This is a genomic window from Methylobacterium sp. J-030 (assembly GCF_022829545.1).
Classification (GTDB): domain Bacteria; phylum Pseudomonadota; class Alphaproteobacteria; order Rhizobiales; family Beijerinckiaceae; genus Methylobacterium.
The window spans coordinates 1-16,699 of the sequence record NZ_JAKSYM010000155.1; the positions used below are offsets into that span (position 1 = coordinate 1).

General features: G+C 70.3%; 15 protein-coding genes and 1 pseudogene. 8 read left to right on the top strand and 8 right to left on the bottom strand.

Annotation, left to right across the window (positions count from 1 at the left end; all coding sequences use genetic code 11):
* The 3 genes and pseudogenes from MKK75_RS09340 to MKK75_RS09350 form a co-directional block, all read left to right on the top strand.
* A pseudogene (locus MKK75_RS09340) lies at positions 1 to 343 on the top strand (sugar transporter); the annotation flags it as partial.
* A 151-nt stretch (positions 344 to 494) separates the two neighbouring features.
* Positions 495 to 1,631 (top strand): branched-chain amino acid ABC transporter substrate-binding protein, encoded by a 1,137-nt coding sequence (locus tag MKK75_RS09345; protein ID WP_244042312.1) that lies wholly within the window; start codon positions 495 to 497, stop codon positions 1,629 to 1,631.
* Positions 1,632 to 1,947: 316 nt separating this feature from the next.
* Positions 1,948 to 2,487 (top strand): GNAT family N-acetyltransferase, encoded by a 540-nt coding sequence (locus MKK75_RS09350; RefSeq protein ID WP_244042313.1) that lies wholly within the window; start codon positions 1,948 to 1,950, stop codon positions 2,485 to 2,487.
* Between the two features lie 108 nt (positions 2,488 to 2,595).
* Here MKK75_RS09350 and MKK75_RS09355 read toward each other — a convergent pair whose 3' ends face one another.
* Positions 2,596 to 3,192 (bottom strand): tyrosine phosphatase family protein, encoded by a 597-nt coding sequence (locus tag MKK75_RS09355; RefSeq protein ID WP_244042314.1) that lies wholly within the window; start codon positions 3,190 to 3,192, stop codon positions 2,596 to 2,598.
* Between the two features lie 142 nt (positions 3,193 to 3,334).
* On the opposite strand from MKK75_RS09355, the gene MKK75_RS09360 reads away from it, so the two are divergent.
* Positions 3,335 to 4,465, top strand: coding sequence for a TRAP transporter substrate-binding protein (locus tag MKK75_RS09360; RefSeq protein ID WP_244042315.1), 1,131 nt, complete (start codon positions 3,335 to 3,337; stop codon positions 4,463 to 4,465).
* A 215-nt stretch (positions 4,466 to 4,680) separates the two neighbouring features.
* On the opposite strand, the gene MKK75_RS09365 is transcribed toward MKK75_RS09360, so the two are convergent.
* Positions 4,681 to 6,012 carry an NAD(P)/FAD-dependent oxidoreductase gene (locus MKK75_RS09365; protein WP_244042316.1) on the bottom strand — a complete coding sequence of 444 codons (1,332 nt, stop codon included), beginning with the start codon at positions 6,010 to 6,012 and terminating at the stop codon, positions 4,681 to 4,683.
* 171 nt (positions 6,013 to 6,183) lie between these two features.
* Positions 6,184 to 6,831, bottom strand: coding sequence for a maleylacetoacetate isomerase (maiA, locus tag MKK75_RS09370; protein WP_244042317.1), 648 nt, complete (start codon positions 6,829 to 6,831; stop codon positions 6,184 to 6,186).
* Between the two features lie 137 nt (positions 6,832 to 6,968).
* Here maiA and moaB point away from each other — a divergent pair, with 137 nt between their 5' ends.
* Positions 6,969 to 7,526, top strand: a complete 558-nt coding sequence (moaB, locus tag MKK75_RS09375) for a molybdenum cofactor biosynthesis protein B (RefSeq protein WP_244042318.1) — start codon at positions 6,969 to 6,971, stop codon at positions 7,524 to 7,526.
* Positions 7,527 to 7,616: 90 nt separating this feature from the next.
* On the opposite strand, the gene MKK75_RS09380 is transcribed toward moaB, so the two are convergent.
* Together MKK75_RS09380 and MKK75_RS09385 are read right to left on the bottom strand one after the other, a co-directional pair.
* Entirely contained in the window at positions 7,617 to 9,065 is a 1,449-nt protein-coding gene (locus MKK75_RS09380) for an amino acid permease (protein WP_244042319.1), read from the bottom strand.
* 133 nt (positions 9,066 to 9,198) lie between these two features.
* The gene (locus tag MKK75_RS09385) at positions 9,199 to 9,729 is read right to left on the bottom strand and encodes a hypothetical protein (RefSeq protein ID WP_244042320.1); all 531 of its coding nucleotides are present in this window, start codon (positions 9,727 to 9,729) and stop codon (positions 9,199 to 9,201) included.
* A 150-nt stretch (positions 9,730 to 9,879) separates the two neighbouring features.
* Between MKK75_RS09385 and MKK75_RS09390 the strand changes: the two genes are divergently transcribed.
* Positions 9,880 to 11,007: a PA0069 family radical SAM protein gene (locus tag MKK75_RS09390; RefSeq protein WP_244042321.1), complete on the top strand. Its 1,128-nt coding sequence runs from the start codon at positions 9,880 to 9,882 to the stop codon at positions 11,005 to 11,007.
* 72 nt (positions 11,008 to 11,079) lie between these two features.
* On the opposite strand, the gene MKK75_RS09395 is transcribed toward MKK75_RS09390, so the two are convergent.
* The 3 genes from MKK75_RS09395 to MKK75_RS09405 all read right to left on the bottom strand — a co-directional run bounded on the left by MKK75_RS09395 (position 11,080) and on the right by MKK75_RS09405 (position 13,671).
* Complete coding sequence (locus MKK75_RS09395) at positions 11,080 to 11,739, bottom strand: ribonuclease HII (protein WP_244042322.1); 660 nt, start codon at positions 11,737 to 11,739, stop codon at positions 11,080 to 11,082.
* A 76-nt stretch (positions 11,740 to 11,815) separates the two neighbouring features.
* Positions 11,816 to 12,862, bottom strand: a complete 1,047-nt coding sequence (locus tag MKK75_RS09400) for a glycosyltransferase family 4 protein (protein WP_244042323.1) — start codon at positions 12,860 to 12,862, stop codon at positions 11,816 to 11,818.
* An 11-nt stretch (positions 12,863 to 12,873) separates the two neighbouring features.
* On the bottom strand, positions 12,874 to 13,671 hold the full coding sequence (locus tag MKK75_RS09405; protein ID WP_279593737.1) for a UDP-2,3-diacylglucosamine diphosphatase: 798 nt from the start codon (positions 13,669 to 13,671) through the stop codon (positions 12,874 to 12,876).
* 528 nt (positions 13,672 to 14,199) lie between these two features.
* Here MKK75_RS09405 and MKK75_RS09410 point away from each other — a divergent pair.
* The gene (locus MKK75_RS09410) at positions 14,200 to 15,408 is read left to right on the top strand and encodes an aminotransferase class V-fold PLP-dependent enzyme (RefSeq protein ID WP_244042325.1); all 1,209 of its coding nucleotides are present in this window, start codon (positions 14,200 to 14,202) and stop codon (positions 15,406 to 15,408) included.
* Positions 15,409 to 15,510: 102 nt separating this feature from the next.
* Positions 15,511 to 16,452, top strand: coding sequence for a D-2-hydroxyacid dehydrogenase (locus tag MKK75_RS09415; protein WP_244042326.1), 942 nt, complete (start codon positions 15,511 to 15,513; stop codon positions 16,450 to 16,452).
* The last annotated feature ends 247 nt before the right edge of the window (positions 16,453 to 16,699 follow it).

Below are 16,699 nucleotides of genomic sequence, written 5' to 3' on the forward strand. Positions count from 1 at the left end.
CGGGATCACCCTGGCGCAGGCGCTGGCCAAGGCGCGCGGCCTGTCGGACTTCGCCGCCGACCCGTCCGGCACCTTCATCTTCCGGTTCGAGCCGGCCAGCGTGGTGCGCCGGCTGAACCCGGGCTCGAAGCTGCTCGCCACGCCGCTGGTCCCGGTGGTGTACCGGATCGACATGCGCGATCCCAACAGCCTGTTCGTGTCCCAGGCGTTCCGGATGCGCAACCGCGACCTCGTCTACGTGTCGAACGCGCCGTTCACCGAGGTCTCGAAAGTGCTCACCGTCTTCAGCGGCGTGACGGGACCGCTCTCCTCTGTCGCCACCGCCTACTACTACGCGAAGTAAACGCGGGAGGACGGGGCGGCGGACCGCGGAAAAAAATCGCGTTTCCGCGCGTCCTCGCGTAAGGGCATTGGGTGCGGTGCGGGAATGCGGCGCGGATGCCGGATGCCGTCCACCTGTGGTTGCCGCGCGCAAGGATGCCTAGAAGAGCCCGATGAAGATCGGACGCGTCGTCCCCGCCAGCGGACCATTCCGGCCCGCGCTGATATCCCTGAGCCTGTGTGTCGCGCTCCTCCCGGCGGTGCCGGCGCGGGCCGACGTGGTGATCGGCGTGGCGGTGCCGCGCTCGGGGCCCTACGTGGCGGTGGGCGAGCAGGTGCTGCGCGGGGTCGAGGCGGCGGCCCGCGACGCCAACGCCATGGGCGGCCTCGACGGCCAGCCCGTGACCCTCGACGTGCAGGACGACGCCTGCGACTCCAACACCGCGACCGCGGTCGCCAATCACTTCGTCCGCGGGAACGTGCGCCTCGTCGTCGGGCATGTCTGCTCGAACGCCTCGATCGCGGCTTCCGACATCTACGCCCAGAACGGCGTGGTGATGATCACAGCGGCCTCGGTGGCGGCCCGGCTCACCGACCGGGGGCTGCCGACCGTGTTCCGGGTCTGCGGGCGCGACGACGATCAGGCCCGCCTGTCGGCTGCCGTGCTGGCCGAGCGATTCCGGGACCGCAAGATCGCGCTGATCCAGGACCAGACCCCGGCGTCCCGGGCGCTCGCCGCCGCCACCAAGGACAACCTCAACCGGATCGGCGTCAACGAGGCGCTGTCGCTCTCGTTCTCGCCGAGCGACGCCGACGATGCCGCCCTGGCCGACCGGCTCAAGGGCGCGGGGATCGACGTGGTCTATTACGGCGGCGATGCCACCGAGATGGGGCGCCTCGTGAAGGTCGCCGCCGACCGGGGGTTTCGGCCGCAATGGTTCGGCACCTCGGCGATCGCCACGCCGGATTTCGCCAAGATCGCCGGGCCCGCGAGCAACGGCGTCCTGATGATCTTCTACCTCGATCCGAGCCGCCAGCCCGCCGCCGCTGCCGTGGTGAAGGCCTTCAAGGCCGAGGGCGTGGACCCCACCGGCTCGACGGTCTACGGCTACGCTGCCCTGCAGGCGCTGGTGGCGGCCGGCAACTTCGCGCATTCTGTCGACCCGAAGCCGATCGCGCAGGCGCTGCACACGGAGCGGTTCGACCTCGTGCTCGGCACGGTCGGATTCGACGCCAAGGGCGACGTCACCGCACAAGGGTATGTGCTGTACGTGTGGAAGGATGGAAGCTTCACGCCGGCGGGGAAGTGAGCGCCCGTCCGCCCCGGCGGAGACCCCCTCTCGGGAGATGTGCGTTGGCAAGCCGCACGGACCAGGCCAGCGCGCCGTGGCGGCATCATCGGGCGATCCCCTCCGCCCCCCGCATCCTGAGGTGACCGGGTCGGCGGGCCGCGAAGGCGGGCGCCTGGCATCGCGCAGCGATCAGGAGCGTTCCGGCGAGGCCTGCGCTGCGCTCCGGCATCCGCGGATGCGGAGGGCTGGATGGCCATCCGAGGTTTCCCTGGCTTGGGCCGGGTCTTGCGATTCCGCCATTGACCGCCGGCCTCCGCCACGCTCCGATACGACCATGGACCTCGGTGGACTCACAATCCGATGCGCCGTGCCGCGCGACGCGGCGACGATCGCGGCCATACACACGGCCAGTTGGCGCGACGCCTATGCGACCCTGCTGGATCCGAGCTACCTCGCCGGGCCGATCGAAGACGAGCGACGTTCGTTGTGGTCGGATCGTCTCCAACACCCCGACCCTCGGAGGACGACACTGCTCGCGGAGACGGCGGATGCGACCGCGCTCGGCTTCGGATGCGTGTATCGCGATCTCGATCCGGCCTGGGGCAGTCTGATCGATAATCTGCACGTCGTCCCGCAGATGCGCGGGCGGCATATCGGGGCGCATCTCATGAGGGCCGTCGCGCGCTCCGTCGAGAGGGAGGCAGAAATGCGAGGGATCCACCTCTGGGTGTTCGAGGCCAACGAAGCGGCGTTGCGCTTCTATCGTCGTTTGGGCGGCGGCGTCGTGGAGCGCAGCGCGTCGCAAGTGCCCACCTCCAGAGGTACCCCGATCCTGCGGGTCTTCTGGCCGGACGTGGCCGCGCTGGCGGCCTGAAAGTTCGGAGGCGGGCGGAACGGCAAGGCCGCCCCGGTGGAAGCCCGCGCGGCGATGCCGGTCTTCGTCGGACTCGATCCGCGCGGAGCGTCCATCGATCCGGTGTGCTCAGGCCTTCGCCGCGTCCACCTCGGCCGCGTCCACCTCGGCCGCGTCTACCTCCGCTCCTCGCCCCAGCCCGCGCAGCAGCTCGGCGAGGTGCGGCCGCACCTGCAACTGCAAGGCGTGGAGCTGCCGGACCGCTTCGCTGAGCCGCCCCTCCCGGCCGAGTTGGGCATCCGCGAAGCCGATCATCCGAGCGTTCGGCCAGGCCGGCTCGCGCAGGGCGTGGAGCCGCACCACCAGGGCCTCCGCAGACGTCTCCGGTTCGGCCTGCGCGAGCAGCATCAGCAGCGCCGCGGTCGAGCGCGACAGGCCGTAATGGCAATGCACCAGCAGATGGGCCGCCCCGTCGAGGTCGCGTCCGAAAGCGAGGATCGCGGCGACATGCTCCGGCTCGGGCGGCACGAGCCCGTCGCCGGGGCCGAGGCAATCGTGGAAGTGCAGCGTCGTGCGGGTGTGGTCGCCGTAAGCCGCGAAGGCCTCCGGCTCCGGCGTGCCGGGGTCGAGGAGCGAAAGGACGTGGCTGACGCCGCGCGACCCGTGGCCGGCGAGGTCCTCCAGGCCGCAGACGGTGTGCAGGGTGACGGAGGGCGAGGTCTTCATCCCCGGCGCGTAGCACGGGCCACCTCCGGTTTCGAGCCGAGACGGAACTGCCCGCATCGCCCGCGGCTTTCGAAAACCGGCGCGGACATGCTAGCTGCGGCCGGCCAATCCGCGCCGGACGGACAGGACACGCTCGGACGAGATGCCGTTGGACGACACCCCTCTCGCGCACCCCCCCAAGGCCGGAACGCGGCGCACGCTCCTGGCCGCCGGCCTCGGGGCGGCCGTCGCAGCGCCGCTGGCCGCCCCGGCGCTCGCCGAGGGCGCTCCCGAGCTGCGCTGGCGCCTGTCCTCGGCCTACGCCAAGACTCTCGACATCCTGTTCGGCGCCTCCGAGACCTTCGGTCGGATCGTCGCCGAGGCCACGGACGGCCGGTTTCAGATCCGGGTCCAGGGTCCCGGCGAGCCGGTGCCCGCGGAGGGGCTGCTGGACGCCGTCGCGGCCGGCACCGTCGAGATGGGCCACGGGCCGGCGACGCTCGGCATGGCCAAGGATCCGACCTTCGCGCTCGCGACCGCCGTGCCCTTCGGCCTCAACGCGCGGGGCGCGGCCGCGTGGTGGCAGGCCGGGGGCGCGGCCGAACTGTTCGCCGAGGTTTTCGCGAAGGCCGGCCTCGTCTGCCTTCCGGGGGGCAACACCGGCGCGCAGATGGGCGGCTGGTTCCGGCGCGAGATCAAGAGCCTCGCCGATCTTCAGGGGCTCAAGTTCCGGATCGACGGCATGGGTGGGCAGGTGCTCACCAAGTTCGGCGTCCAGCCGCAATCCATCCCGGGGGCCGAGATCTACGCGGCCCTGGAGTCAAAGAAAATCGACGCCGCCGAGTGGATCGGTCCCTACGACGACGAGCGCCTGGGGCTGCAGAAGGTGGCGCCGGTCTATCATTATCCGGGCTTCTGGGAGGGCGGCGCGATGCTGCACTTCTGGTTCAACGCCGAGGCGTGGAAGGCGCTGCCGAAATCCTATCAGGCCGTCCTGCGGGCCGCCGCCGCCCAGGTGGGGGCCGAGGTGCAGGCCAGATACGACGCGCGCAACCCCCAGGCTCTGCGCCGGCTGGTCGCCGGGGGCGCGCTGCTTCGGCCCTTCCCCCAGGAGGTGATGGAGGCCGCCCTCAAGAACGCCAACGACGTCTACGGCGAGATCGCCGCCAAGAACGGGGATTTTCGCCGGGTCTACGAGGCGATGCGCACCTTCCGGAACGAGGAGTACCTCTGGTTTCAGGTCGCCGAGTACACCTACGACAACTTCATGATCCGCGCCCGGGCGCGGGGTTGATACGGTCGATGCCGCGTGGGTTCCCAAAGGGCGTGGCCCCAGCCCTTTGAAGGTGTGTTGCGCTCGCAAAGCCGGTGGCGACGCGTCGGTCACCCTGAGTTCATGACCGATATGAAAACATACCCGACCGTCGGGTTATGCCCTGCACCCGCAAAAGGTCTCGACCCGTTGAGACCGTGACCGTCATCGCGCGCGGTGTTCGGCCGCGGTCGGGCTCAATGCAGCTTCACCCGCGGCTCGGTGCGGCGGGTGAGGGCGCGCGCCAGGGTGTCGAGGGCGGTCTTGGCGGTGCCGTGGAGCGCCTGCTCGTGCATCTTGTACAGCGAGCGGTACATCATCCGGGCGAACAGACCGGCGATGAGCATGTTCTTGCCGCGCACGAAGCCCATCAAGCTGCCGACCGTTGAGTATTCGCCAAGCGAGACCAGCGACCCGAAATCCTTGTACTTGAAGGGCTTGAGCGGTTTGCCGTCGATCCTGGCCCGGATCTGGCCGACGAGGTGGCTGGCCTGCTGGTGCGCGGCCTGCGCGCGCGGCGGCACCGGCGTGTCGGAGCCCGCCTCGACCAGATAGGCGCAGTCGCCGAGCGCGAAGATGTCGGGATCGCGGGTGGTCTGCAGGGTCGGGGTCACGACGAGCTGGTTGGTCCGCGTCGTCTCCAGGCCGCCGATGCCCTGGAGGAAGGGCGGCGCCTTCACGCCGGCCGCCCAGACCACCAGCTCCGAGGGAATGAAGGTCCCGTCGGCGAGCTGCACGCCGTCCGCCCGCACCTCAGTCACCCGCGCCTTCACGCGGACGTCGACGCCGATCTTGTCGAGGAGCTGCATCACCTCGGCCGAGAGGCGCTGGGGCACCGCCGGCAGGATCCGGTCGGCCGCCTCCACCAGGGTGATGCGGATGTCCTTGCCGGGATCGATCCTGTCGAGGCCGGTGGAGACCACGTGCCGCAGGGTCCGGTGCAGCTCGGCGGCGAGTTCGGTGCCGGTGGCGCCGGCACCGATCACCGTGACGTGGAGCTGCCCGGGCCGGACCGGGCCGGCCTGGGTGTGGGCCCGCAGGGAGGCGTTGACGAGGCGCTGGTGGAAGCGCACCGCCTGGTCCTGGGTATCCAGCGCGATGGCGTGCTCGGCGACGCCCGGGGTGCCGAAATCGTTGGTGGTGGAGCCCACCGCCATCACCAGCGTGTCGTAGGGAACCGCGCGCTCCGGCGTAACCTCGCGGCCCTCGGCGTCGTGGCTCGCCGCAAGCTGGATCGTGCGCGCCGTCCGGTCGAGCCCGGTCATCTGCCCGATCCGGTAGCGGAAGCCGTGCATGTGGGCATGGTGCAGGTAGTCGACGGCGTGGTGGCCCACGTCGAGGCTGCCGGCCGCGACTTCGTGGAGCAGTGGCTTCCAGATGTGGGTGCGGGCGCGGTCCACCAGCGTGATATGGGCCCGCTTGCCCCGCCCGAGCTTGTCGCCGAGCTTCGTCACAAGCTGGAGCCCGGCGGCGCCGCCGCCGACCACGACGACGCGATGCAGACCCGACTCGTTCTCGACCGATGCCATCGACACTCTTTCCGCTCCCGCACCGGGATTAAAACGCCGGCCTGCTTACACGAGACGGGTGTCCGATTGCCACATCCGCCCGCCAAGCGCACGCCATGAGCGCGCGCCATGAGCGCGCGCAAGGACGCCACGCGTGACGAAGCCACGCGTGGCGGGACCGCGGCTTCCGGGTCACGCCTGCGGGGCTCCGGGCTGACGCAGGGGGTGCGCCTCGGCCACCGCCGGCAGGGCGAGGCATTCCGCGGCGATCCGCCCGACCGTCGGATAGGCTGCCGTATCGACACCGAAGATGCCGGTGCCGACCCAGAGGCTCACGAGGCAGAGGTCGGCGTGGCTCACCGCGTCGCCCTGGCAGAACCGGCCGGTCCCGGGCTCGTTGGCGAGTCGCGTCTCGAGGGTCCGCAGGCCGCTCTCGAAGGCGTTGCGCAGGAAGTCGAGCATCCGCTCCCGGGGCAGGTCGTAATGCTCCATCAGGAAGGTGCGGACCCGCGGCACGTAGAGCGGGTGCGTGTCGCAGGCGACCACCTGCGCTAGGGAGCGCGCCCGCGCCCGGGCCCGGGGCTCCTCGGGCAGGAGGCGCACGCCGCGCGTCGTCTCCTCCAGGTAATCGAGGATCGCGAGCGACTGGGTGAGCGGCGGCCCGTCGCCGTCGAAGAGCGCGGGCACCGCGCCCTGTGGGTTGATCGTCCGGAACTCCGGCTTGTGCTGGTCGCCCGCGTCGAGGTCGATGAAGGTTTCCTCGTAAGGGATCCCCTTCATCTTGAGGGCGATCCGCACCCGGAAGGCGGCGGCCGAGCGCCAATTGCCGTACATGTGCATGAGACGATCTCCGGAGGATCGGTGGAGCACAGCCGAGTTTGCGTCCCGCCGCAAGGGGGCGCGTTCGCGGCGGCGACCGGGGGCGACAACCGGAAGCGGCGCGCCCATATCGGATGCCCGTCCCGGAGACCCGATCCATGGCCGATCAGCCTGCCCCCCGCGCATTCCTCCCCCTGTCGATCGCGGTGCTGACCGTGTCGGACACCCGCCGCCCGGAGGACGACCGCTCCGGCGACACGCTGGTCCAGCGACTGACCGATGCGGGCCACCGGCTCGCCGCCCGGTCGATCGTGCCGGATGAGGTTCCCGCGATCCGGGGGCAGGTGGAGGCGTGGCTGCGCGATCCGGGCGTCGACGTGGTGCTCACCACGGGCGGCACCGGCTTCACCGGACGTGACGTGACCCCGGAGGCGCTGGAACCGCTGTTCGAGAAGCGCATGGACGGCTTTTCCGCCGTGTTCCACCGGATCTCCTACGAGAAGATCGGCACCTCGACCCTGCAGTCGCGCGCCACCGCGGGGGTCGCGCGGGCGACCTACGTGTTCGTGCTGCCGGGCTCGCCCGGCGCCTGCCGGGACGCCTGGGACGGGATCCTGGCCCAGCAGCTCGACTACCGGCACCGGCCCTGCAACTTCGTGGAGATCATGCCGCGGCTCGACGAGCACTTGCGCAGGGGGGCGAGCCTCTCGGTGTGAAGCGCGACGCCTTCCCGCCCCCGCAGAGGGGGGAGCAGACCTGCACCGCGTTCTGCGATCCGCTCGACCCCGAATCCCGTCGGACCGGCGCTACGCCGCGTTCCCCTCCTTCCGGCGCAGCACCGAGTGCTTCCGCCCGTAGAAGAAGTACACCACGAGCCCGATCGCCATCCAGATCACCAGCCGCAGCCACGTGTCGAGCGGCAGGCCGGCCATCAGCAGCAGGCAGAACAGGATGCCGAGGATCGGCACCATCGGGACGGCGGGCGCCTTGAACGGGCGCTTCAGGTGGCGGTTGGTCCGGCGCAGGTAGATCACCGAGCCGCAGACCAGGATGAAGGCCGCGAGCGTCCCGATGCTCACCATCTCGCCCAGGATGTTGATCGGCACCAGGGCCGCCACCAGCGCCACCGCGACCCCGATCAGCGCCTGGCTGCGGTAGGGCGTCTGGTAGGTCGGGTGGACGTGGGAGAAGGTCTTCGGCAGCAGCCCGTCCTGCGCCATGGTGAAGAAGATCCGGCTCTGGCCATAGAGCAGCACCAGGATCACCGTGGTCAGCCCGGTCAGCGCCCCGAGCTTGATCAGCATGGAGAACCAGCCGATGCCGATCACGTCGACGCCCTTGGCGATCGGGTCGGGGACGTTCAGGTCCTTGTAGGGGACCAGCCCGGTCAGCACCGCGGCCACCAGCACGTACAGGATCGTGCAGACCGCGAGCGAGCCCAGGATGCCGATCGGCATGTCCTTCTGGGGCCGGCGGGCCTCCTGGGCGGCGGTGGAGACCGCGTCGAAGCCGATGAAGGCGAAGAACACCACGCCGGCGCCGCGCAGAATTCCGCTGTAGCCGTACTGTCCGAAGGTGCCGTCGTTCGGCGGAATCAGGGGGCTCCAGTTCGCCGTGTTCACGTGGCCCCAGCCCAGAGCGATGAAGGCCACCACCACGGTGAGCTTCACCGCCACCATGATGTTGTTGAAGCGCGCCGATTCCTTCGTGCCGCGCATCAGCAGGAGCGTGATCAGCGCCACGATCAGCACGGCCGGCAGGTTGAACAGGGCGGTGCCGCCGCCGTCGATCGCCGTGCCGGGCGCGTGTGCGAATTGCGCCGGGATCACGATGCCGACATCCTTCAGGATGCTGGTGACGTAGCCCGACCAGCCCACCGCGACGGTGGCCGCCCCCATGGCGTATTCCAGGATCAGGTCCCAGCCGATCAGCCAGGCGAAGAACTCGCCCAGCGTCGCGTAGGTGTAGGTGTAGCTCGATCCCGCCACCGGGATCAGCGCCGCCATCTCCGAGTAGCACAGGCCGACGAACGCGCACGCGATGCCGCCCAGCACGAAGGACAGCATGATCCCCGGCCCGGCATATTGCGCGGCGGCCGTGCCGGTCAGCACGAAGATGCCGGCACCGATGATCGCGCCGATGCCCATCGCGGTGATCGACAGGGCGCCGAGCGATTTCGAGAGCTGCTGCTCGCCCTCGCCGCTCTCGATGATGGCGTCGACGGATTTCCGCCCCATCAGGCCCGACGCATCCATCGGCTCATCCTTGCTGCGGCGGCCCGGACGGGGCGCGCCAGATCTGCCAGTTCAGCAAGTTTCTTGCCGGCGCGCCAGGAGTTGAGCGAACAATATACGCTAAACGGCAAGTCGAACCGTCGATTGGCGGTGATCACGCCCGGTCGATACGGGCGATCAACGGGCGAACCTTGAGGCGCGATGCGAAGTCCGGCCCGCACCGCAGCGCCTCGCGCCGAACCACATCGCCCGCCCTGGCCCTCTGGGCGCCGGTCAGGGTCTCGATCCGGCCGGCGAGACGGGCGCCCCAGCCGGCAGCCGGGCGGCGCAGGCGACCGAGACCCGTCTCCGGCCGGGCGGTGCCGATGAAGCGGTCGAGGGTGCGGATCCAGCCCTCGGCGGGCACGTCCCCGGCCTCCAGGCACAGGACCCAATCCCGGCGGGCGAGGGCGGCGCCGGCCGCGTAGGGACTTCCGCCCGGGTGGACCACGAGGGTCGCGCCGGTCGCCTCGGCGACGGCCGCGACCGCCTCGCTGGCGCAGCCGGACACGATCACGGCATCGCCGATCAGCCCGCCGGCGACGCCGGAGACGAGCACGCCCAGCGTGTCGGCGAGGCGATCGATCGCGTCCGGATGGGCCGGTTCGGCCAGATAGGTCACCGCAGAGAGCATGACCGCGCGCATAGACGATTTTGCGCCGCCGTAAACCATTCCCGCATGTCCGGACGGTCGGGACGTTACCGAGAGACACGGAGACGCGGGATTTGCCCGAAAAACAGGCGCTCTTCGACGTGATGTTCGCTATATGTTTCACGTGAAACAGGAGGCCTCATCATGGCGCATGACGTGACGGGTCCGCGGGACGCGTCGAGACCGGGCGCGGCGCGGCGGCTCGCCGCGAGCACGCCGCCCGAGGCCGGGCGCCGCGGGCGGGGGGCGACCTGCAACCCCACCGGCCGGTTCGAGACGGCCCGGCAAGAGGCCTTCCACGATCCCGATTGGGCGGCCGACGCGCCGGCGGCGCTACGCACGCAGGTCTCATCGGAACGGTCGACCCGGATCATCGCCCGCAACACGTCGCCCGACATCCCGTTCGACCGCTCGATCAACCCGTATCGCGGCTGCGAGCACGGCTGCATCTACTGCTACGCGCGTCCGACCCATGCGTGGCTCGGCCTATCGCCGGGGCTCGATTTCGAATCGCGGATCGTCGCCAAGCCGGACGCCGCCCGGCTGCTCCTGCGGGAACTCGCGGCGCCGGGATACAGCCCGGAGACGATCGCGCTGGGCACGGCCACCGATCCCTACCAGCCGGTCGAGCGGACGCACCGCATCACCCGCGCGGTGCTGGAGGTGCTGCGGGACACGCGGCATCCCGTCGGCATCACCACGAAGTCCGATCTCGTGCTGCGCGACCTCGACATCCTGTCCGCGATGGCCGCCGACGATCTGGTCCTCGTCGCGATCTCGCTGCCGACCCTGGATCCGGTCCTCGCCCGGCGGCTCGATCCGCGCGCGCCCCGGCCGGACAAGCGGCTCGCCGCGATGGCGCGCCTGAGCGAGGCGGGGGTGCCCGTGATGGTCAACGTCTCGCCGATCATCCCGGGGCTGACCGACCACGAGATCGAGGCGATCCTCGCCCATGCCCGGGCGCACGGTGCGAGCCGCATCGGCCACGCCCTGCTGCGGCTGCCCGGCGAAGTCGCCGACTTGATGGCCGACTGGTTCGCCGAGCACTATCCGCAGCGGAAGGACCGCGCCTTCGCGCTCCTGCGCCAGGCCCGGGGCGGGCGCGAGAACGATCCCCGGTTCGGCCACCGCTTCCGCGGCGAAGGCGCCTACGCGGCGATGATCGGTCAGCGGGTCCGGCTCGCCGGAACCCGGCTCGGCTACGGCTTCGGCCGGATGGCGCTGAACCGCGCGGCCTTCCGCCGGCCGGGTGCGCAACTGGCGCTGTTCTGACGACCGGCAAAATGACGGTTTCGAAAGGTCGAGACCTTTCGCGGGTCCAGGGCAGAGCCCTGGGGACGACGTTCAGGGCTCTGCCCTGAAAACCCGCCCAAGGGCGAGCCCTTGGGGAACCCCATCGAACCCGCGCGTGAAGCTCAGGCGGTGGTGCGGGCTCCGGCCGAGGCTGGTCAGGCCGGCCCGGTGGAGAGCGGTGCCGTAGCCGACGTTGCGCTCCCAGCCATAGCCCGGGTGGCGCAGGGCGAGGCGCCGCATCAGCGTGTCGCGAAACACCTTGGCGACGATCGAGGCCGCGGCGATCTGCGGCACCAGACGGTCGCCCCCGACGACCGCTCGGCTGGGCAATCCTGGCAGTCCATCCCGGCCGTCGACCAGGACGGGCGCCGCGATGCCCAGGCGGGCGACCGCCCGCGCCATGGCGTCGAGGGTGGCGGCGCGGATGTTGATGCGGTCGATCAGCGCCCGGGACCCGGCTGAAACGGCGACGCGGGCCTCGGCGCGGATCAGGGGCGCGAGCCGCTCCCGCTCGGGCTCGGGCAGGCGTTTGCTGTCGTCGAGGGCGGCGAGCAACGCGGGCGGGATCGCGGCCGGATCGAACCAGACCGCCGCCGCCACGACCGGGCCGCACAAGGCCCCGCGTCCCACCTCGTCGCAGCCGATCGCCGGGGGATAGGTCGTGGCGCGAGAGGGATCGAACGGCCGCGCCGTCGCCCGGGCGGCGGGCATGGCTCTCCCCTGGGATCATGAATGTCAGGGCTTTGCCCTGACGACCCACCAAAGGGCAAGCCCTTTGGAATCTCGTTCAGGCGGCATTCCGGGCGAGGCGCTCGCCGCCATGCGCCTCGATGATGTTGCTGAAGAACTGGGGCGCGCTCACGTCCCAGCCCCGGCGCAGGGCTTCGGCCCGGCACTCGGCCCGCGACAGGTCGAGGGCGGCGAGCGCGGCGGCGCGCAGGTCCCGGTCGAGGACGCCCACGCGTGTGCCCCCGATCACGTCGTTCGGGCCGGGCACCGGGAAGGCCGCCACCGGCAGGCCGCAGGCCATGGCCTCCAGCAGCACGATGCCGAACGTGTCGGTCAAGCTCGGGAACACGAACGCGTCGCAGGCCGCGTAGATCGCCGCGAGCGCCGCCCCCGTCCGGGTGCCGAGGAACCGCGCGCCCGGGGCCAGCCCCTGCAGCCGCCCCCGGTCCGGCCCGTCGCCGACGACGATCTTGGTGCCGGGCAGGTCGAGGTTCAGGAACGCCGCGATGTTCTTCTCCACCGCCAGCCGGCCGACATAGAGGAACAGCGGCCGCGGCAGATCGGCGAGTTCGGCGGGCGACGGCGCGCCGGGCGCGGCCGGGCGGAACCGCTCGGTGTCGACCCCGCGGGTCCAGCGCATCAGGTGGGTGAAGCCGCGGGCCTCCAGCTCGCCCTGGAGCGAGGCGGTGCTCACCATCGTGCCGCGGGCGGCCCCGTGGAAGCGGCGCAGATAGGCGTAGGACAAGGCCTCCGGCACCGGCAGGCGGGCCGCGAGGTATTCGGGAAAGCGCGTGTGGTAGCTCGTGGTGAAGGGCAGGCCGTTCGACCGGCAGTACCGCCGCGCCGCGTATCCCACCGGGCCCTCGGTGGCGATGTGGACATGCGTCGGCCGCTCCGCCCGCCAGCGCGCCGCCACCCGCGACCGCCCGGCATGGGCCAGGCGGATCTCCGGATAGCCCGGCATGGGCAGCGAGGGGAAATCCGCCGCCGTCAGCAGGGTTGTCTCGAAACCGTGCTCGGGGGCGCGGCGGACCATCTGCTCCAGGGAGCGCACCACGCCGTTGACCTGCGGATGCCACGCGTCGCTGGCGATCAAGAGCTTCACGGGTGGTGCCCTCACGCCACCGCGCGCCGGCCCGGGACCGGTTGCGGCACGGTCTCCGTGGCGCGGGCGCGCAGGAGGCTCGGGTAGTGCAGCACCTCAATGCGGCCGTCGTAATGCTCCACCATCCCGGTGCAGGATTCCACCCAGTCGCCCGTGTTGAGGTAGCGCAGATCGCCGATCGGCCGGTCGGCCGCGTGGTGGATATGGCCACAGATCACCCCGTCGGCCCCCTGCCGCCGGGCCTCCTCGGCCAGGATGGTCTCGAACCGGCCGATGAAGCTCACCGCGTTCTTCACCCGCAGCTTCGCCCAGGCCGAGAGCGACCAGTAGGACAGGCCGACCCGCCGCCGCACCTTGTTGAGCACTGTGTTGAGGGTCAGCGCCATCGTGTAGGCCCCGTCGCCGAGATGGGCGAGCCAGGGCGAATGGCGCACCACCATGTCGAACTGGTCGCCGTGGATCACGAGGTAGCGCTTCCCGTCGGCCGCCTCGTGGATCGCGCTCTCGGCCACTTCGATGCCGCCGAAATTCATGCCGACATAGTCGCGCAGGAACTCGTCGTGATTGCCCGGCAGGTAGACGACCTTCGCGCCCTTGCGGACCTTGCGCAGCAGCTTCTGGACGACGTCGTTGTGTTCCTGCGGCCAGTACCAGCCGGACCGCAGCTGCCAGCCGTCCACGATGTCGCCCACGAGGTAGATCGTGTCGGCGTCGTAATCCCGCAGGAACGACAGCAGCAGCCCGGCCTGGCAGCCGCGCGTCCCGAGATGCAGATCGGACAGGAACAGCGTCCGGACCCGGACCGGCATCTCCTCAACCTCGGCCACGGCTACCTCTCCCGGCGGCGAACGGTGCCGGAATCCAGAGCGCGATCCCATCTCAGTTTGATGACGCGATCCCGGGGCGTCATCCGCGCAAGGCGTGCGCTGCGGCGACGCTTCTCAACCGAAGATCGGCTTCGCTGCGGCGCACAAAAAATTTTTTTGCCAACTTCCGGAAGTTTTTCCGGTTTTCCTTTCGAGCATCGCCGCCTCATAATACCAGCGACTGGCGGCCTGTTGGGGCTCGGCCGGGCGTAACAGAGAGGCGGCGAGGACGGCCCGGGGCCGTTGGACGGGACGGCAATTCGGAGGCGACCGGCGCGCGGGGGCGCGCCGCGACGCGAGCGGCGTGAGGCCGCCTGCCGCTCCGCAGCGCCCCCCCACTTCACGGCCATGGCAGGGGTTCGTAAGGCGCGCGGAACGCGCCGCGACCGCAGCCGGGCCGACTCCCGAGGCTATTTGGACAACCGGCGCGGGCGCGAGCCCGCGCGCAACAGATTATTCGGAGGAAACATCATGGCCGCAACCCGGCGCCCCGGTCGCAACCACCTCTTCATCCCCGGCCCCACCAACATCCCCGACCGCGTCCTGCGCGCCATGCACGTGCCGTCGGAGGATCACCGCTCGCCGAGCTTTCCCGAGCTGGTGAAGCCGCTGCTGCAGGACGCCAAGATCGTGTTCGGTTCGACTGCCGGCACGGTGATCCTGTTCCCGTCCTCGGGCACGGGCATCTGGGAATCGGCCCTGTCCAACACGCTCTGCCGCGGCGACAAGGTGCTGACGTCCCGCTACGGCCAGTTCAGCCACCTGTGGGTCGACATGGCCCAGCGTCTCGGCCTCGACGTGATCGTCCAGGACGAGGAATGGGGTGCCGGCGCCGATCCGCAGAAGATCGAGGAGGCGCTCCGGGCCGACAAGGACCACGCCATCAAGGCCGTGATGGTGGTCCACAACGAGACCGCCACCGGCGTCACCAGCGACATCGCCGCGGTGCGCAAGGCGATCGACGCCGCCGGCCACCCGGCGCTGCTGTTCGTGGACGGGATCTCGTCGATCGGCTCGCTGCCGTTCAAGATGGACGAATGGAAGGTCGACTGCGCCATCGCGGGCTCGCAGAAGGGCTTCATGCTGCCCGCCGGCCTCGGCCTGATCTGCATCAGCCCGAAGGCGCTCAAGATCGCCGAGGGCGGGACCGGCCGCAACGACCGGCTCGGCCACGCCTACTTCGCCTGGAAGGACCAACTCGCCGCCAACGCCACCGGCTACTTCCCCTACACGCCGGTCCTGCCGCTGCTCTACGGCCTGCGCGAGGCCCTGGCGATCGTGAAGGAGGAGGGGCTGGAGAACATCTACCACCGCCACCACGTGCTCGCCGAGGCGACCCGCCAGGCCGTGGCGGCCTGGGGCCTCAAGCCCTGCGCCAAGGAGCCGAAGTGGAACTCCGATACGGTCACGGCGATCGTGGTGCCGGAGGGCGCCGACGCCGCCAAGGTGATCAGCCGCGCCTACGATCGCTACAACCTGTCCCTCGGGGCCGGCCTGTCGAAAGTCGCCGGCAAGGTGTTCCGCATCGGCCACCTGGGCGACCTGAACGAGCTGTCGCTGCTGGGCGCCATCGCGGGCGCCGAGATGGCCATGCTCGATTGCGGCATCACGGTCACGCCGGGCTCCGGCGTCGCCGCCGCCTCCAGCTATCTGCGCGAGAATCCGCTGCATAAGGCGTGAGCCGCGCACGCGATCGGGGCGGGGCCGGGTTGCCGGCTCCGCCCCGACGCGCGAGGTAGAACAAGATCATCGGGGAAACCGCCCGCGTCCGAGAGGGGTCCTATGACCAAGAAGATCGTGTTCCTGGACCGTGAGTCCCTCGACGCGAAGGTCCGGCCGTTCAACTTCCCGCACGAATACGTCGAGCACGACTCAACCTGGACGCCGGAGGAGATCGTCTCCCGCCTCCAGGGGGCGGAGATCGCGCTGATCAACAAGGTCCCGATGCGGGCCGAGACGCTGAAGCAGCTCCCCGATCTCAAGCTGATCGCGGTGGCCGCCACCGGGACCGACGTGGTCGACAAGGCCCAGGCCAAAGCGCAGGGGATCACGGTCGTCAACATCCGCAACTACGCGTTCAACACCGTGCCGGAGCACGTGGTCGGGCTGATGTTCGCCCTGCGCCGGGCGATCGTGCCCTACGCCAACTCGGTCAAGCGCGGTGATTGGGCGAAGTCCAAGCAGTTCTGCTACTTCGATTACCCGATCTACGACATCGCCGGCTCGACGCTGGGCATCGTCGGCTACGGGGCGCTGGGCAAGTCGATCGCCAAGCGCGCCGAGGCGCTGGGCATGAAGGTGCTGGCCTACGACGTGTTTCCGCAGAACGGGCTCGTGGATTTCGAGACGATCCTGACCCAGTCCGACGTCATCACGCTGCACGTGCCGCTGACCCCCGACACCAAGGGCATGATCGGCGCCGCCGAGCTCAAGCGGATGAAGAAGAGCGCCATCCTGATCAACACGGCCCGGGGCGGCCTTGTGGACGAGGCGGCCCTGCTCGCCGCGCTCAAGGACGGCACCATCGCGGGTGCTGGGTTCGACGTGGTGGCGCAGGAGCCGCCCAAGGATGGCAACATCCTGTGCGAGGCCGACCTGCCGAACCTGATCGTCACCCCGCACGTCGCCTGGGCCAGCAAGGAGGCGATGCAGATCCTCGCCGATCAGCTCGTCGACAACGTCGAGGCGTTCGTGGCGGGCAAGCCGCAGAACGTGGTCGAGTAGGCGCTACCTTATTCCTCCCCCTCTGCGGGGGAGGGTGGGCCTCGCGTAAGCGAGGGTCGGGAGAGGGGAGCCCGGCTTCCGGAAGGGGCGCGACCGTCATGAAGGCCGGCGTTTCATTCTGAACCGTCGCTCCCCTCTCCCGACCTCCTTCGGGGGTCACCCTCCCCCGCAGAGGGGGGAGGGGACGCGCGGATCCCGGCCCTGACTCCGATCACGATTGAAGACACCCTGACGGCGCCGCACAGGC

Coding starts and splice junctions, on each gene's coding strand:
- MKK75_RS09365 (WP_244042316.1), bottom strand. CDS start 6,012: ATGGCATCGGTCGAGAACGAGTCGGGTCTGCATCGCGTCGTCGTGGTC.
- MKK75_RS09385 (WP_244042320.1), bottom strand. CDS start 9,729: ATGCGCGCGGTCATGCTCTCTGCGGTGACCTATCTGGCCGAACCGGCC.
- MKK75_RS09355 (WP_244042314.1), bottom strand. CDS start 3,192: ATGAAGACCTCGCCCTCCGTCACCCTGCACACCGTCTGCGGCCTGGAG.
- MKK75_RS09395 (WP_244042322.1), bottom strand. CDS start 11,739: ATGCCCGCCGCCCGGGCGACGGCGCGGCCGTTCGATCCCTCTCGCGCC.
- maiA (WP_244042317.1), bottom strand. CDS start 6,831: ATGCACATGTACGGCAATTGGCGCTCGGCCGCCGCCTTCCGGGTGCGG.
- MKK75_RS09345 (WP_244042312.1), top strand. CDS start 495: ATGAAGATCGGACGCGTCGTCCCCGCCAGCGGACCATTCCGGCCCGCG.
- MKK75_RS09350 (WP_244042313.1), top strand. CDS start 1,948: ATGGACCTCGGTGGACTCACAATCCGATGCGCCGTGCCGCGCGACGCG.
- MKK75_RS09415 (WP_244042326.1), top strand. CDS start 15,511: ATGACCAAGAAGATCGTGTTCCTGGACCGTGAGTCCCTCGACGCGAAG.
- MKK75_RS09410 (WP_244042325.1), top strand. CDS start 14,200: ATGGCCGCAACCCGGCGCCCCGGTCGCAACCACCTCTTCATCCCCGGC.
- MKK75_RS09390 (WP_244042321.1), top strand. CDS start 9,880: ATGGCGCATGACGTGACGGGTCCGCGGGACGCGTCGAGACCGGGCGCG.
- MKK75_RS09405 (WP_279593737.1), bottom strand. CDS start 13,671: ATGCCGGTCCGGGTCCGGACGCTGTTCCTGTCCGATCTGCATCTCGGG.
- moaB (WP_244042318.1), top strand. CDS start 6,969: ATGGCCGATCAGCCTGCCCCCCGCGCATTCCTCCCCCTGTCGATCGCG.
- MKK75_RS09360 (WP_244042315.1), top strand. CDS start 3,335: ATGCCGTTGGACGACACCCCTCTCGCGCACCCCCCCAAGGCCGGAACG.
- MKK75_RS09380 (WP_244042319.1), bottom strand. CDS start 9,065: ATGGATGCGTCGGGCCTGATGGGGCGGAAATCCGTCGACGCCATCATC.